At 60.3% G+C, this 14,987-nt stretch carries 13 protein-coding genes; 8 read left to right on the forward strand and 5 right to left on the reverse strand.

The features are described 5' to 3' along the window. Positions 1-10 precede the first annotated feature (10 nt). Complete coding sequence (locus ACS4RR_RS13200; protein WP_260110961.1) at positions 11-1,618, reverse strand: fumarate hydratase; 1,608 nt, start codon at positions 1,616-1,618, stop codon at positions 11-13. A 206-nt stretch (positions 1,619-1,824) separates the two neighbouring features. On the opposite strand from ACS4RR_RS13200, the gene ACS4RR_RS13205 reads away from it, so the two are divergent. Continuing rightward, the gene (locus ACS4RR_RS13205) at positions 1,825-2,976 is read left to right on the forward strand and encodes an acyltransferase family protein (RefSeq protein WP_456188890.1); all 1,152 of its coding nucleotides are present in this window, start codon (positions 1,825-1,827) and stop codon (positions 2,974-2,976) included. Positions 2,977-3,202: 226 nt separating this feature from the next. Here the strand turns inward: ACS4RR_RS13205 and fumC are convergent, their stop codons facing one another. Continuing rightward, positions 3,203-4,594 (reverse strand): class II fumarate hydratase, encoded by a 1,392-nt coding sequence (fumC, locus tag ACS4RR_RS13210; RefSeq protein WP_456188891.1) that lies wholly within the window; start codon positions 4,592-4,594, stop codon positions 3,203-3,205. Positions 4,595-4,685: 91 nt separating this feature from the next. Between fumC and ACS4RR_RS13215 the strand changes: the two genes are divergently transcribed. Next, entirely contained in the window at positions 4,686-4,922 is a 237-nt protein-coding gene (locus ACS4RR_RS13215; protein WP_162117672.1) for a hypothetical protein, read from the forward strand. Between the two features lie 74 nt (positions 4,923-4,996). Beyond that, positions 4,997-6,910, forward strand: coding sequence for a L,D-transpeptidase family protein (locus ACS4RR_RS13220; protein ID WP_260110959.1), 1,914 nt, complete (start codon positions 4,997-4,999; stop codon positions 6,908-6,910). A 310-nt stretch (positions 6,911-7,220) separates the two neighbouring features. On the opposite strand, the gene ACS4RR_RS13225 is transcribed toward ACS4RR_RS13220, so the two are convergent. Then, positions 7,221-7,937 (reverse strand): HAD family hydrolase, encoded by a 717-nt coding sequence (locus ACS4RR_RS13225; RefSeq protein ID WP_210254191.1) that lies wholly within the window; start codon positions 7,935-7,937, stop codon positions 7,221-7,223. Positions 7,938-8,202: 265 nt separating this feature from the next. Between ACS4RR_RS13225 and rpiA the strand changes: the two genes are divergently transcribed. From rpiA to ACS4RR_RS13240, 3 genes are all read left to right on the forward strand, one after another. Beyond that, the gene (gene rpiA, locus ACS4RR_RS13230) at positions 8,203-8,901 is read left to right on the forward strand and encodes a ribose-5-phosphate isomerase RpiA (protein ID WP_017964560.1); all 699 of its coding nucleotides are present in this window, start codon (positions 8,203-8,205) and stop codon (positions 8,899-8,901) included. Positions 8,902-8,916: 15 nt separating this feature from the next. Further along, positions 8,917-9,480 (forward strand): DUF2059 domain-containing protein, encoded by a 564-nt coding sequence (locus ACS4RR_RS13235; RefSeq protein ID WP_017964559.1) that lies wholly within the window; start codon positions 8,917-8,919, stop codon positions 9,478-9,480. Positions 9,481-9,574: 94 nt separating this feature from the next. Further along, positions 9,575-9,859, forward strand: coding sequence for an acylphosphatase (locus ACS4RR_RS13240; protein WP_222385182.1), 285 nt, complete (start codon positions 9,575-9,577; stop codon positions 9,857-9,859). 170 nt (positions 9,860-10,029) lie between these two features. Here ACS4RR_RS13240 and ACS4RR_RS13245 read toward each other — a convergent pair whose 3' ends face one another. Next, the gene (locus ACS4RR_RS13245; RefSeq protein ID WP_260058858.1) at positions 10,030-10,242 is read right to left on the reverse strand and encodes a hypothetical protein; all 213 of its coding nucleotides are present in this window, start codon (positions 10,240-10,242) and stop codon (positions 10,030-10,032) included. A gap of 230 nt (positions 10,243-10,472) precedes the next feature. On the opposite strand from ACS4RR_RS13245, the gene gor reads away from it, so the two are divergent. Next, positions 10,473-11,858 carry a glutathione-disulfide reductase gene (gene gor / locus ACS4RR_RS13250; protein WP_260058857.1) on the forward strand — a complete coding sequence of 462 codons (1,386 nt, stop codon included), beginning with the start codon at positions 10,473-10,475 and terminating at the stop codon, positions 11,856-11,858. A gap of 175 nt (positions 11,859-12,033) precedes the next feature. Here the strand turns inward: gor and ACS4RR_RS13255 are convergent, their stop codons facing one another. Continuing rightward, positions 12,034-13,317: a TadE/TadG family type IV pilus assembly protein gene (locus ACS4RR_RS13255; RefSeq protein ID WP_222385180.1), complete on the reverse strand. Its 1,284-nt coding sequence runs from the start codon at positions 13,315-13,317 to the stop codon at positions 12,034-12,036. A 219-nt stretch (positions 13,318-13,536) separates the two neighbouring features. Between ACS4RR_RS13255 and ACS4RR_RS13260 the strand changes: the two genes are divergently transcribed. Beyond that, positions 13,537-14,910: a class II 3-deoxy-7-phosphoheptulonate synthase gene (locus ACS4RR_RS13260; RefSeq protein ID WP_017964553.1), complete on the forward strand. Its 1,374-nt coding sequence runs from the start codon at positions 13,537-13,539 to the stop codon at positions 14,908-14,910. The last annotated feature ends 77 nt before the right edge of the window (positions 14,911-14,987 follow it).

Consider the following 14,987-nt stretch of genomic DNA (forward strand, 5'->3'; position numbering starts at 1 on the left):
AGCCCGCCACTCACCCCAAATTTAGCTCCTGGAAAAAATCATTGCCCTTGTCGTCGATGACGATAAAGGCAGGGAAGTCTTCGACGTCAATCTTCCAGACGGCTTCCATGCCGAGCTCGGGATATTCGAACACTTCGACCTTGCGGATACAGTCCTGGGCAAGACGGGCGGCGGGGCCGCCGATCGAGCCGAGATAGAAGCCGCCATGTTTCTTGCAGGCCTCGCGCACGGCGCGCGAACGGTTGCCCTTGGCGAGCATTACCATCGAGCCGCCGAAGGACTGGAACTGGTCGACGTAGCTGTCCATGCGCCCGGCCGTCGTCGGGCCGAAGGAGCCGGAGGCGTAACCGGCCGGCGTCTTGGCGGGACCGGCATAATAGACCGGGTGGTTCTTCAGGTAATCCGGCATGCCTTCGCCCTTTTCCAGCCGCTCGCGGATCTTGGCATGAGCGAGGTCGCGGGCAACGATGATGGTGCCCGATAGCGACAGGCGCGTCTTGACGGGATGCCTGGAGAGCTCGGCGAGCACCTCGGCCATCGGCCGGTTGAGATCAATGCGCACCGTCGATTCCGACAGTTTGGCCTCATCGATCTCGGGCATGTATTTCGACGGGTCGGTTTCGAGCTGCTCGACGAAGATGCCGTCGCGGGTGATGCGGCCCTTGGCCTGACGGTCGGCGGAACAGGAGACTCCGAGGCCGATCGGCAGCGAGGCGCCGTGGCGGGGCAGGCGGATGACGCGCACGTCATGGCAGAAATACTTGCCGCCGAACTGGGCACCGACGCCCATCTGCTGCGTCAGCTTGTGGATTTCCTTCTCCATCTCGATGTCACGGAAGGCATGGCCGCTCTCGGACCCTTCGGTCGGCAGCTCGTCGAGATAGCGGGTGGAGGCGAGCTTGACCGTTTTCAGGTTCATCTCGGCCGAGGTGCCGCCGATGACGATCGCGAGATGATAGGGCGGACAGGCCGCCGTCCCTAACGTCAGGATCTTCTCCTTGAGGAAGTCGATCATCCGGTCGTGCGTCAAGAGCGAGGGCGTGCCCTGGTAGAGAAAGGTCTTGTTGGCCGAGCCACCGCCTTTGGCGACGAAGAGGAATTCATAGGCGTCGGTGCCTTCCTCGTAGATGTCGATCTGGGCCGGCAGATTGTTCTTCGTGTTCTTCTCCTCGAACATTTTGACCGGCGCGAGCTGCGAGTAGCGCAGGTTTTTCTTCTCATAGGCATCCATGACGCCGCGGGCGAGCGCTGCCGTATCCTCGCCTTCGGTCCACACCCTGCGGCCCTTCTTGCCCATGATGATCGCGGTGCCGGTGTCCTGGCACATGGGCAGCACGCCGCCAGCTGATATATTGGCGTTCTTCAGCAGGTCGTAGGCGACGAAACGGTCATTGTCCGTGGCCTCGGGGTCGTCGAGGATCGAGGCAAGCTGCTTCAGATGGCCGGGGCGCAGCAGGTGGTTGATATCGGCAAAGGCGGTTTCTGCAAGCAGGCGGATGCCTTCCGGCTCGACGGTCAGGATCTCCTGGCCTTTGAACGTATCGACTGAGACATGGTCGCCACTGATCTTGCGATAGGGGGTGGCATCCTTGCCGAGGGGGAAGAGATCGTCAGCCATCGAAGTGACCTTTCTGGTGGGGCGTCGCTAGATTGGAACCGGTCTAAATCCGCTGCGGGGCAAAAGCAATCGGGATGCGGGTTCGGGCGATTTCGGCGTCGCGGTAAGGGACGTGCCCTGCTGACCCTCGGACGCACTATATCGCGTCCTCGCAAGACCGGTTTGCGCGACAAGGATCAACTCTACGCCGTGTCCGGATATACCTCATGTTCGGCAGCAAAGCCTTGCCGCCTTTGATAGCGCACAGGGTTTTTCTTAAAAACTTAATTGAATTTGCAAATCCCTCGTGCAATGTTGCGGTGCACACAAGCGAGGTGGTTATGGTTTATTCCATACAGTATCTGCGAGCCATCGCAGCAATCGCCGTGACATTCTTTCATGTTGCGTTCATTTTTGGTTGGGATTTCGTTCCCATGGCGGCCGGAGTTGATCTGTTTTTTACAATCAGCGGCTTCATCATGTGGACCATATCGGATGCAAGGCCCACGACGTCCCTGCGATTCATCAAAAACCGTGTTCAGCGCGTTCTGCCCATTTACTGGATCTGCACGATTCTATTTTTGGTTGCGGCCACTGCCTCACCCAAGAACTACGACCATCTCACTTTCAATACTGTAGATATTATCCGGTCGTTGCTGTTTATTCCCTACTACGACAGCACCGGAATTGTTCAGCCAGTTCTCGTTCCGGGTTGGACACTGAATTTCGAGATGTTCTTTTATACGGCGTTTTGTCTTGCGCTGTTTTTGAAAGGACAGACTGCGCGTCTCCTGGCGATAGCGGGCTTTCTGATCGCTTGTGTTACGATCGGACTATTCACGCCAATGACTCCTTACTCCATCGTGTACGCCTCTCCGCTTCTGTTGGAGTTTCTAGCCGGCATTCTAATCGCGTTCGTTATGTGTAAGGCAGATATCAAATCGCCGACGTTGGCGGCAGCGTTGATTGTGGTGGGGCTCGCGGGTCTTGTCGCGTCTTCTGTCCTCGACAAGCCAACCGGCTTCATTCGGCTTCTTGCCTGGGGTGTGCCTTCGGCGTTTATTGTTTCAGGCGCCTTGATTGCAGAACGCGCGGCACTTGTCCCGAAGATCAAACGGTTGAAGATATTAGGTGACGCCTCTTATTCCCTCTATCTCACTCATATGATTACGATTGGCATCGCGAAGCTTGCAATCTATCTCATCGGCGCCGAGCGCTGGGCCGCGCCGCTTTCCGTGCGTATCTCATTGCTTATCGCGACGACAATATGCTGCGTCCTTGTTGGATTGGCTTTCTACTTCGCCGTTGAGAAGAAAATCGCGCAGTTCCTAAAAGCGCCGAGGAGAAGAAAGGTTGCGGCATATACGCCCGCCGAATAGGGTTTGAGGTGCGCATCGTCATAACGGCGAGATCTCAGGTTCCGGGCGATGCCGGCATTATTGGTTGGAATTGGAACCGATTGGCCATTCGTCCAGAGATTGACGCGGAGCGCGAAGGGAAATGAATGGTGTGCCGTGCGCGCCCACATCCGACCCTTCGGGCCACCTTCTCCCCGATGGGGAGAAGAGGGGAGCAAGATGAGGGGCATACGGCCCCACGGCCTTCTTATTTCGGCCCGATCATCGTCTCAGGCCGGACGATCGCGTCATATTCTTCCGACGTCACCAGGCCGCTGGCGAGGGCTTCTTCCTTCAGCGTCGTGCCGTTCTTGTGCGCTGTCTTGGCGATCTTGGCGGCTGCGTCGTAGCCGATCTTCGGGGCAAGTGCGGTCACCAGCATCAGCGAGCGTTCGAGGCCGGCCTTGATATTCTCTTCGCGTGCCTCGATGCCGACCACGCAATTGTCGGTGAAGGAGACGGCGGCGTCGGCGAGCAACTGCACCGACTGCAGGAAATTATAGGCCATTATCGGATTGTAGACGTTGAGCTCGAAATGGCCCTGGCTGTCAGCGAAGGTCAGCGCCGCGTTGTTGCCGAAGATATGGATGCAGACCTGCGTCAGCGCCTCACACTGGGTCGGATTGACCTTGCCGGGCATGATCGAGGAGCCGGGCTCGTTTTCCGGCAAGGCCAGCTCGCCGAGGCCGGCGCGCGGGCCGGAACCGAGCAGGCGGATATCGTTGGCGATCTTGAAGAGGGCGGCAGCAGCCGCATTGATGGCGCCATGGGAAAAGACCATGCTGTCATGCGAGGCGAGCGCCTCGAACTTGTTCGGCGCGGTGACAAAGGGCATGCCTGTGATGGCAGCGATCTCTTCGGCGACCTTTTCGGCAAAACCGACCGGCGCGTTGAGGCCGGTGCCAACGGCAGTGCCGCCTTGGGCGAGTTCGCAGAGGTCGGGCAGGGTCATTTCGATGCGCTTGATGGCGGAGCCGACCTGAGCGGCATATCCCGAAAATTCCTGGCCGAGCGTCAACGGCGTCGCATCCTGGGTGTGGGTGCGGCCGATCTTGATGATGTGGCTGAACTCGGTGACCTTCATGTCGAGGGCGGCATGCAGGTGCTTCAGGGCTGGCAGCAGGTGATGGGCGATCTGCTCGGCGCAGGCGATGTGCATGGCCGTCGGATAGGTGTCGTTGGATGACTGGCTCATATTGACGTGGTCGTTCGGATGCACCGGCTTCTTGGAACCCATGACGCCGCCAAGCATTTCTATTGCACGATTGGAGATTACTTCGTTGGCATTCATATTGGACTGTGTGCCCGAACCGGTCTGCCAGACGACCAGCGGAAAGTGGTCGTTCAGCTTGCCGTCGATCACCTCCTGGGCGGCGTCGCCGATCGCTTTGCCGAGGGCAGGATCGAGTTGGCCGAGCGACACGTTGGCGCGGGCGGCTGCCTGTTTGACGATGCCGAGCGCACGCACGATCGACAGCGGCTGCTTTTCCCAGCCAATCTTGAAATTGCCGAGCGAACGCTCGGCCTGGGCGCCCCAATATCGGTCGGCCGCGACGTCGATCGGGCCAAAAGTATCGGTTTCAGTGCGGGTTGCGGTCATCGGCCTTGCCTTCCCTTTGGCTGCTGTTTTCGGGCATTTCCGAAAGATGAGGTCTTATAGGTTGGAAAGCCCGGTAAGAAAACTGCACGTCGTGCAAAATATTGAAAGCGGAAGTCATGTTTGCCCTGGCCTGGCGGCGTGCTTTTTCGGCCACTTTGGATATTTTATGCGCCGCGGCGTTTTCGCTGCACTGGTCTGCCGGGATAAATTCGGTAAAAAATTAACTAATAATTTCATAATTTTGTGTGAACTGCTGCGCGGCGCCGTGCAGGATCTCCGTCACATAGAATTGAGTCCGCCGGCGCTGGCGGCGCAGGCCGGTTTCTGATCAATGAGCCGGACGTTGCTTGAGTTTCGCGGGATTTGAGCTGAGAACAGCATGACACCGGGACTGGAATATATATGACCTTCGTTTTTAAAAGCGCGGTATCCGCGTTGACAATTTCCTGCGGCGTGGCTGTGATGGGCGCCGCTCCCGCGCATGCTTACACACTGATGGATATGCTGCGCGGCGACAGGCAGCGGACCCAGAGCACCATCTTCATGGACCAAATGCCGCCCGGCCGTGTAGGCCAGCGCGGCGGCATCGGCGGATCGCTCGGCGGGCTCGACCCTGAGGCGCCGCTGCCGAAGGTGAGCGGTCCGCGTTATTATACCTACAAAACCGAGACGCTGCAGTTCGTCGATACGGGCAAGTTCGCCGATCCCGTCGTCACCGGCGCAGTCGCCGATGTTTCGGGCAGCGGCGATTCCAGCGCCGAACCCGCCGTACAGCGCCGCTTCCTGGCGCAGGCCAAGGTGCGCGCCAATGCCGACGTCGCAAAGGCCCTCGAAGCCTATTACGGCGACAGCCGCAATCCGCTCGTCTGGGTCGAGGGCAACCGGATCAACGACCGCGCCAAGTCGGCGATGTCAGTTCTTGCCGATGCGGCCGTCGTCGGCCTCGACCCAGAAGATTACGCCGTCCAGGCTCCTGATATCGACCCGGCCAATCCCGATCCCGCCTTCCGCGACCGGGCGCTGACACAGTTCGAACTCGAACTCTCCGCCAAAGTGCTCGCCTTTGTGCAGGATACGGTGCGCGGCCGCATCGATCCGAACAAGATCTCCGGCTATCACGACTTCCAGCGCAAGGTGGTCAATCTGGCCCCGGTGCTGAAGCTTGCCCGCATGAGCCCCGATGTCGATGCCTACATCGCCAGTCGCTCGCCTGATAGCCCGCAGTTCCTGGCGCTCAGGGCGGAGCTTGCAAAGCTTCGCGCCGTCGATGGCGGCAATGAGGAGCGAATCGTCGTTTCGCTCGACAATTTGCTGAGGCCTGGCGACAGCTCGCCCGAGATTGCCAATATCGTCAAGGCGATCGGCAAGCACGGCTCCGAAACGTTGAGGACCGATCATGCGGCAACGCTTGCTGCTTACGCAGGCAGCAGCGACTATTCGCCTGAGATCGTTTCGCTGGTCGAGGACTTCCAGAAGGAGCGCGGGCTGAAGCCCGATGGCGTTATCGGCCAGGCGACCGTGCGCGCCATGACCGGCGGCGACACCAATGCCTCGAAGATCGACAAGCTCGTCGTCGCCATGGAGCAGGCGCGCTGGCTGCCGGAAGATCTTGGTTCCCGCTACGTCATGATCAACCAGCCCGCCTACATGGTCTACTACCACAATGACGGCAAGGAACAGCTGTCGATGCGCGTGGTGGTCGGCGGCAAGAACAACCAGACCTATTTCTTCGACGACGAGATCGAGACGGTGGAATTCAACCCTTTCTGGGGCGTGCCGCAGTCGATCATCATCAACGAGATGCTGCCGAAGCTGCGCTCGGATCCGAATTATCTCGACCAACTCGGTTATGAAGTCGAGGTGAACGGCCATGCCGTCGCCTCTTCAAGCGTCGACTGGTACGGCTCGACCGATAACGTCTCGGTGCGCCAGCCGCCGAGCAGCGACAATGCGCTCGGCGAACTCAAGATCCTGTTCCCGAACAGCCACGCGATCTACATGCACGACACGCCGTCGAAGAGCTTCTTCAAGCGCGACATGCGGGCGCTGAGCCACGGTTGCGTGCGCCTTGCCGATCCGCGTGCGATGGCGGCTGCCGTGCTCAGCACGACGGTCGACGATGTCGCCAAGCAGATCGCCAGCGGGCAGAACCATGCGGTGCGCGTGCCGCAGAAGATCCCGGTCTACGTCTCCTACTTCACGGCTTGGCCGAATAAGGACGGCGTGGTGGAATATTTCGACGACGTCTACGGCCGCGACGCTTATGTCGACAAGGCCTTCGACGCGACGACGAAGGCGCGTGGGGCGCAGATCTGACGCTAGTTTCTATGGAATTTTGCGGGCGGTCTTCGGGCCGCTCGTTTTGTTTTTTGGCCGCGAGCACAGAAACAAAGTAGAAAGGGCGTACCGTGTGGCACCCCCCTCTGCCCTGCCGGGCATCTCCCCCACAAGGGGGGAGATCGGCAAGCGGCCCGACCTCCGGCCCGTCTTCCGCTTCGCCGGTTGCGACGATGATTGTTTGGAGAAGCCGGCGCGCCCATCCAATCTCCCCACCTGTGGGGGAGATGCCAGGCAGGGCAGAGGGTGCCACACTGTAAGCCAGCAGAAAGTAAGGAACGGCTAGGCCTCAGACGGCAACCTTCTCGGCGTATTCCCGTAACAGCCTTTCCACCAGTTCCGATGTCAGCTCATCGAAATGGGTGATGATAACATCCGGATCGAGGCTCGAAACCGGCACGTCGGAATAACCGAACGGCACGGCAATCGAGGGGACGCCGGCATTCTTGGCCACGGCGATGTCGTTGATGCTGTCGCCAATCATCACCGTGCGCGCGATGTCGCCACCGGCGCGTTCGATGGTGCCGGTGAGGTGGCGGGCGTCGGGCTTGCGCACGGGGAAGGTGTCGCCGCCTGATATCGCGTCGAAATATTGGGTGAGGTCGAGCTTTTCGAGCAGGCCGAGCGCCAGGCTCTCCATCTTGTTGGTGCAGACGGCGAGGCGGTAACCCTTTGATTTCAGCCGGTCCATCGCGGCGACTAGGCCCGGATAGGGCTCGGTGCGGCCGGGCATGTTGCCGGCATAATGGGCGATGAAGCGCTCCATCAGTGCCGGCAGGGCGTCGCCTTCAAGCGGATGGCCGCGCAGCCGGCAGGCGCGCTCTATCATCACGCGCGCGCCCTGGCCGACGAGATGGGTGAGGTCGTCGTAGCTGACCGGTTCGAGATCAAGGGCCGAGATCGTATGGTTCAGGCTCTCGACCAGGTCCACATGGGTATCGAGGAGGGTGCCGTCGAGATCGAAGACGACAAGCGCTGGGGGAGCGGGGGCAGGGGTCAAGGGCATGTCTCTTTGAGCGATGGTCGGCTTGAGGAGCGATGGATCGTCCTGGGGAACGATGGATCGTCCTGGGGAACGATGGATCGTCCCTGGGAACGATGGATCGTCCCTGAGGTAGGCGATCGCGCGGCGGAAAGCAACGTCCGGCGATGGCTGGGAAGGCCGCAGGCCTCTGTTTCGGCTTTTCATTTTCCGTGATGATTTTGACTTTCGTTTGCCAGGCGAGCCGTGTAAACAGCACATCCAACGCAATATCAGGAGCTGGCGGCGCATGGATGCCCGCGAAATGAAGATCAAGGCCGCCGAGGCCGCACTCGCCCATGTCGAAAGCGGGATGCGTCTCGGAATCGGCACCGGCAGCACGGCGGAAGAATTCGTTCGCCTGCTGGCGGAGAAGGTCGCGGGCGGCTTCAGGGTCGAAGGCGTCCCGACGTCCGAACGAACCGCGCGACTCTGCGTCGAACTCGGCGTGCCGCTGAAGTCGCTCGACGAGCTGCCGGCGCTCGACCTGACGATCGATGGCGCCGACGAGGTCGATACGGGGCTCAGGCTGATCAAGGGCGGCGGCGGTGCGCTGCTGCGCGAAAAGATCGTCGCAGCCGCCTCCGAGCGGATGATCGTCATTGCCGACGAGAGCAAGCTTGTGGAAATGCTCGGCGCCTTCGCGCTGCCGATCGAGGTCAATCCGTTCGGGCTCGTCTCGACGCGCATCGCGATCGAAAAGGTCTCGGCCCGGCTCGGTCTCTCGGGTGAACTTAATCTGCGCCAGTCGGGTGACGGAGAGTTTACCACGGATGGCGGCCATCACATCATCGATGCATCTTTTGGCCGCATTCCTGATGCAGAGGCGCTTTCGAGCGAGCTGAATTCCATACCCGGCGTCGTCGAACACGGGCTCTTTATCAATATGGCGGCACTTGCGATCATTGCCGGTCCTGCGGGTGTGCGTACACTGCAGGCAAACAGATAACAGGAGCATATACTCATGATGAACATTGCAGGTCTTGGCCGTCTCGCCGCTGCGACCGTCGTTCTTTCCGGGCTTGCCTTCGGCTCCGCCGTTAAGGCGCAGGAAGTCTCCGAGGAGCAGTTGAAGGCGTCTCGCGCGGCGATCGACGCCATTGGCGCCACTGCCCAATTCGACAATATCCTGCCCGGTCTCGCCGAGCGCCTGAAGGCCGGCCTGATCCAGGATTCGCCGAATTACCAGGACATCATTTCGTCGACGGTCGACGCGCAGGCGCTTGCGTTGGCGCCGCGCCGCGGCGATCTGGAGAAGGAGGCGGCGCTCACCTACGCCAAGACCTTCACCGTCGATGAGCTGAAGGCGATCGCTGACTTCTATAATTCCGACGTCGGCAAGAAGCTGCTGCGCGACGGTCCGGTCGCTTCGCGCGAGACGGCGAAGGCTGCCGACATCTGGGCGCAGGGCATTTCCCGCGACCTGGAAAAGCAGAGCAACGCCGAGCTTTCCAAGGTCATCAAGGCGCCGCCGCCGGCAACCGACAGCCCCGCCGCTCCGGCTCCCGCACCGGCTGCCCAGCAGTAAGGCTTGCCCATCAAATTTGCGAAAGCCCGGCATTGTCCGGGCTTTTTTGCTATGATGCGGCAAATGCTGCCGGCGAGGTTTCAGGTGATTGCAGATGTCCGATCATGACAAGGCTGTCCGAGTGCGGATATCCGGCAAGGTCCAGGGTGTCGGTTTTCGCTATTGGACACGCGATGAGGCGGTACGGCTCGGTTTGACCGGCTGGGTTCGCAATGAAGAGGACGGGGCGGTCGTCGCTGTGATCGCAGGACCCGACAGCGCCATCTCGACGATGATCGAGCGTTTCAGGCGCGGGCCTTCGGGGGCGTCGGTTTCGGGCGTCGAGACGGAAGCAGCCCAGCTTGAAAAGATCCCGACGGATTTCCGCATTACCCGCTGACAGCAACAATCGCTAGAGCATGATGCCGAAAGGTGTGTGCGGTTTTCGGACGACATCATGCTCTACTTCTTTGATGTAGATCAGGATTCAGATTTCAGGCCGATCGGGCCAAAAATCATCCCGATCTAGGCATATGCAATTGGCATCGGATGTGCGCCGGAACTCAGTCCCTAGGCGTTCGGGTTCTTTGCAAGTTGCCACACACCCTCCTCATCCGGCTCCACGCGCTTGTTGCCGCGGTAGAAGATCGGCAGTCTCGTCTTCTTGTCGATCGAGAAACGGCTTGGCGTGTATTTTTCGTCCTCATGGCCCTGAATGGCGAGGCCGAGCGCTTCCTTGAATTTGCCAGCCTTGCACAGGTTGGTGAAGAGAGTTTGATCCATTCTTTGCTCCGGCATTCTTTTCCATCCCATGGATTGCCTGCCAGCCTCGGCTGACCGGGTCAACCATAAACAGACGGTGACTGGGTCAACCGCAGACGGTGACTGGGGCAGCCGTTTACAATGAAGATTCAGCGGTGGGAACGGGATGACGCACGAGCGGGCTTTTGTTTTCGTGATGATCGCCCCTATATCAGGGACATCCTTCCTACGATTCCCTTCCGGAGCTCCTCATGTCTTCCTACGACTACGACCTCTTCGTCATCGGCGGCGGCTCCGGAGGCGTGCGCGGCGCGCGTGTCGCCGCCTCGCTCGGCAAGAAGGTGGCGATTGCCGAAGAATACCGCTACGGCGGCACCTGCGTGATCCGCGGCTGCGTGCCGAAGAAGCTCTTCGTCTATGCCTCGCAGTTCCACGAGCATTTCGAGGATGCAGCGGGCTTCGGCTGGACGGTTGGCCAAAGCAGCTTCGACTGGAAGAAGCTGGTGGCGGCCAAGGATGTTGAAATCGCCCGTCTGGAAGGCCTCTACAAGAAAGGTCTCGCCGGCGCCAATGCCGAAATCCTGGAAACGCGCGCAGAGCTCGTGGATGCCCATACGGTCCGGCTGCTGAAGACTGGACAGACGGTGACGGCCAAGACGATCGTGATCGCCACCGGCGGACGGCCTAACCCGCATGCAGCCCTTCCCGGTCACGAACTCTGCATCTCCTCCAACGAGGCCTTTCATCTCGAAGAGCTGCCGAAATCGATCGTCATCGCCGGCGGCGGCTATATTGCCGTCGAATTCGCCAATATTTTCCATGGCCTCGGCGTCGAGACGACGCTGATCTATCGCGGCGCCGAGATCCTGTCGCGCTTCGACGAGGATCTGAGACGCGGGCTGCACGAGGCTATGGTCGCCAAGGGCATCCGCATCCTCTGCCACGACACGCTGCAGAAGGTTTCGAAGGGTGAGAACGGGCTCATTCTGGAGACGCTGAACAACGGCACGCTGCAGGCCGGCGTCGTCATGCTGGCGCTCGGGCGCGATCCGAACACCGAAGGCCTCGGCCTCGAGGCGGCCGGCGTCGCCGTCAACGAACGCGGCGCCGTTATTGTCGATGAATATTCCCGCACCAATGTCGAAAACATCTATGCGCTCGGCGACGTCACCAACCGGGTACAGCTGACGCCAGTGGCGATCCACGAGGCGATGTGCTTCATCGAGACCGAATACAAGAACAATCCGACCCGGCCGGACTACGAGCTGATCCCGACCGCCGTCTTCTCGCAGCCGGAGATCGGCACTGTCGGCCTCTCGGAAGAGGATGCGGGCAAACGTTACGGCGAGCTCGAGGTTTACCGCGCCCAGTTCCGGCCGCTGAAGGCAACGCTTTCCGGCCGGGCCGAGCGGATGATTATGAAGCTGATCGTCGATGCGGCGAGCCGCAAGGTGGTGGGCGCCCATATCCTCGGCCACGACGCCGGCGAGATGGCGCAGTTGCTCGGCATCACGCTGAAGGCCGGCTGCACTAAAGACGATTTCGACCGTACCATGGCGCTGCATCCGACCGCCGCCGAAGAGCTCGTGACCATGTATGCGCCGAGCTATCGGATCCGCGACGGCAAGCGGCTTTGACCCGCGGCGGGCTTTAGCTCTTTGTTTTATGCATGTCGTTGACCCGAAACAGCAGCACACTTCCGGCGACATGCATTAGGTGCGCCGTGCGTCCTTTCGAACGCACATAGGACGCTCTAACTTTCTGAATCTACGCATCGGCCCGAAAATCGATTTCGATTTTCGGGCCGATGCGCTAGCTGGTGATGCGCGGCGCTCGGATGACCTTCAGGAAAAGCGCCTTCATCGCATCGGCGATACCTTGGGTCGGCGTCACCTCGAAATAGAGGCCGGGCGAAGCGCATGCCTGCATCTTCGTCGGAATCTCGTTCTGGAAGGGGCTGATCCATTTGTTGTACCAATCGTTGCTCGGTAATGGCAGGTAGGTGGTGTAGAGCACGGCGATCTTGACACCGCGATCCTTCAACGGCTTGCAGAAGGAGGTGTCGATCGGTTCCTGACAGCGGCCGCCGGTCGTCTTCTTGGTGCATGTCGACGGCTTGTAACTGTCGCCGACGCCATCGGAAACGAAGAACAAGATCTTTTCGGGGCTGATATTCGACGTGCCGTCACCGGCCGGATCGATGATGGTATTCATCTGGGTCAGGGCGCTATCGAAGCTCGTGAGTTGGTCCTGGTTGTAGTTCTGGTAGGGAATGGTCATCAGATCGACGGCGTCGGTGTAGTTCTTCACCTTCGTCAGGTCGGATGTGGGGCTGGAGATCGTCGTCAGCTTGGCGTCTTCGGCCTTGGTGCCGAAAGTATAGACGCCCATGCGGAACTGGTCGCTGCTGACGCGTTCGGTCTTGGCCGTATCGGTCAACGCCTGAGTTGCCTGGCGCACGACGTCGATGCGCATGGCGACGCCGAGGCTCTTGGCGATAGTGTAGTTGTTGGTGCTCTGGTCCATCTGATGGCAGGCAAAGGCGCAGCCTGTTTTGGCCTGCAGCTTGGAAACATCGGTCGCGGTTGCGCCGACGCCCATGGAAGGCGTGTTATCGAGCAGGATGTAGAAATCCATGAAGGCGGCGGTTTGATATTCGGCCGTCGCAACGCCAGAGATCGTGATCGAGTCCCGGCCGAGGATGCGCATGAAGGTGGTGGGCACCGTCGCGCTGAAGGAAACCTGCGAGTTCAGCTTGTTGGCAGTCTTGATGACGTCGATGCCGAGATCGACATGAACGTCGGTCAGCTCGCCGGACATTTGAGACATGAAAATGCTACGGGCGTCGTCTTTGCCGAGCGAGATCGTGCCGTTGCTGCTCATGGTCATGGCGGCTGCGACCGCGCCGGATTTCTCGGCGATCGAACCGACGGCTGCGGCATCGGCGGCGGTATAAAGCTGTGTCCTCAGGCTGAGCGCATGGGCGAAATCCACGGCCATGCCGGCCGCGCCGAAGAGCGGCACCACCAGCAGCGCCGTCATGATGCCAAAATTGCCCGAGCGGTCCGATATGAACCCGGGCGGAAGGATCGCCATGCCATGTCCCCGATGTTGAAACTCTTTGCGGTTCTACATTGAAAGTCTAAAATATGGGGAAATCGACATGGTATATGCGGGTTTAACCAGACAGCGGCGAGCGGCGGCGGTGAGGCGACAACTGTCGGCGATTGGTCTTTGCAAGCCGGATCTAAAGGTCTATAAGCCGCCGCATATTGAGAGCATCCTGAGGTATGGATGTGAGAACAGGTGAGTGAGATGGCAGACAATTGGACCCCGAGCAGCTGGCGGCAAAAACCGATCCTGCAGGTTCCCGACTATCCCGACGCGGCCGCTTTGGCGGCAACGGAAGCCACGCTCGCCAGCTATCCGCCACTTGTCTTTGCAGGTGAAGCGCGCCGCCTGAAGAAGCATCTCGCCAATGTCGCCGAAGGCAACGGCTTCCTGCTGCAGGGCGGCGACTGTGCCGAGAGCTTCGCCGAGCACGGTGCCGACAATATTCGCGATTTCTTCCGGGCTTTCCTGCAGATGGCGGTCGTGCTGACCTTCGGCGCGCAACTGCCGGTTGTGAAGGTCGGCCGCATCGCCGGCCAGTTCGCCAAGCCGCGTTCGTCGAATGTCGAGAAGCAGGGCGACGTCACGCTGCCGGCCTATCGCGGTGACATCATCAACGGCATCGAATTCACCGAGGAGTCGCGCATTCCGAACCCAGAGCGCCAGGCCATGGCTTATCGCCAGTCGGCGGCGACGCTGAACTTGCTGCGCGCCTTTGCGATGGGCGGTTACGCCAACCTCGAAAACGTGCACCAGTGGATGCTCGGCTTCGTCAAGGACAGCCCGCAGGGCGAGCGCTACCGCAAGCTTGCCGACCGCATCAGCGAAACCATGGATTTCATGAAGGCGATCGGCATCACCTCGGAAAACCATCCGGCTCTGCGCGAGACCGATTTCTTCACCAGCCACGAGGCGCTGCTGCTCGGCTACGAAGAAGCGCTGACCCGTGTCGATTCCACCTCGGGCGACTGGTATGCGACGTCCGGCCACATGATCTGGATCGGCGACCGCACGCGCCAGGCGGACCATGCGCATGTCGAATATTGCCGCGGCATCAAGAACCCGATCGGCCTGAAATGCGGCCCGTCGCTGCAGGCCGACGACCTGCTGCAACTGATCGACATCCTGAATCCTGCCAACGAGGCCGGACGCTTGACGTTGATCTGCCGCTTCGGCCATGAGAAGGTCGCCGACAGCCTGCCGAAGCTCATTCGCGCCGTCGAGCGCGAGGGCCGCAAGGTCGTCTGGTCCTGCGATCCGATGCACGGCAACACGATCACGCTCAACAACTACAAGACCCGTCCCTTCGAGCGGATCCTGTCGGAAGTCGAAAGCTTCTTCCAGATCCACCGCGCCGAAGGCTCGCATCCGGGCGGCATCCATATCGAGATGACCGGCAAGGATGTGACCGAGTGCACCGGCGGCGCCCGCGCGGTCTCCGCAGAAGACCTGCAGGACCGCTACCACACGCATTGCGATCCGCGCCTCAACGCCGACCAGGCGCTCGAGCTTGCCTTCCTGCTTGCCGAGCGCATGAAGGGCGGGCGCGACGAAAAGCGCATGGTCGCCAACGGCTGAGATCAGTCTGAAATGAATGACAAAAAACCCGGCGCGATGCCGGGTTTTTGTTGATAGCTGCCCCTCTAGCCCTCTCC

It is taken from the genome of Rhizobium zaerense (assembly GCF_051810725.1).
GTDB classification, from domain to species: domain Bacteria; phylum Pseudomonadota; class Alphaproteobacteria; order Rhizobiales; family Rhizobiaceae; genus Rhizobium; species Rhizobium leguminosarum_I.

Bases quoted from the DNA above. Each gene is read 5' to 3' on its own strand.
- ACS4RR_RS13200 (WP_260110961.1), bottom strand. From the start codon at position 1,618: ATGGCTGACGATCTCTTCCCCCTCGGCAAGGATGCCACCCCCTATCGC.
- ACS4RR_RS13205 (WP_456188890.1), top strand. From the start codon at position 1,825: ATGTTCGGCAGCAAAGCCTTGCCGCCTTTGATAGCGCACAGGGTTTTT.
- fumC (WP_456188891.1), bottom strand. From the start codon at position 4,594: ATGACCGCAACCCGCACTGAAACCGATACTTTTGGCCCGATCGACGTC.
- ACS4RR_RS13220 (WP_260110959.1), top strand. From the start codon at position 4,997: ATGACCTTCGTTTTTAAAAGCGCGGTATCCGCGTTGACAATTTCCTGC.
- ACS4RR_RS13225 (WP_210254191.1), bottom strand. From the start codon at position 7,937: ATGCCCTTGACCCCTGCCCCCGCTCCCCCAGCGCTTGTCGTCTTCGAT.
- rpiA (WP_017964560.1), top strand. From the start codon at position 8,203: ATGGATGCCCGCGAAATGAAGATCAAGGCCGCCGAGGCCGCACTCGCC.
- ACS4RR_RS13235 (WP_017964559.1), top strand. From the start codon at position 8,917: ATGATGAACATTGCAGGTCTTGGCCGTCTCGCCGCTGCGACCGTCGTT.
- ACS4RR_RS13240 (WP_222385182.1), top strand. From the start codon at position 9,575: ATGTCCGATCATGACAAGGCTGTCCGAGTGCGGATATCCGGCAAGGTC.
- ACS4RR_RS13245 (WP_260058858.1), bottom strand. From the start codon at position 10,242: ATGGATCAAACTCTCTTCACCAACCTGTGCAAGGCTGGCAAATTCAAG.
- gor (WP_260058857.1), top strand. From the start codon at position 10,473: ATGTCTTCCTACGACTACGACCTCTTCGTCATCGGCGGCGGCTCCGGA.
- ACS4RR_RS13255 (WP_222385180.1), bottom strand. From the start codon at position 13,317: ATGGCGATCCTTCCGCCCGGGTTCATATCGGACCGCTCGGGCAATTTT.
- ACS4RR_RS13260 (WP_017964553.1), top strand. From the start codon at position 13,537: ATGGCAGACAATTGGACCCCGAGCAGCTGGCGGCAAAAACCGATCCTG.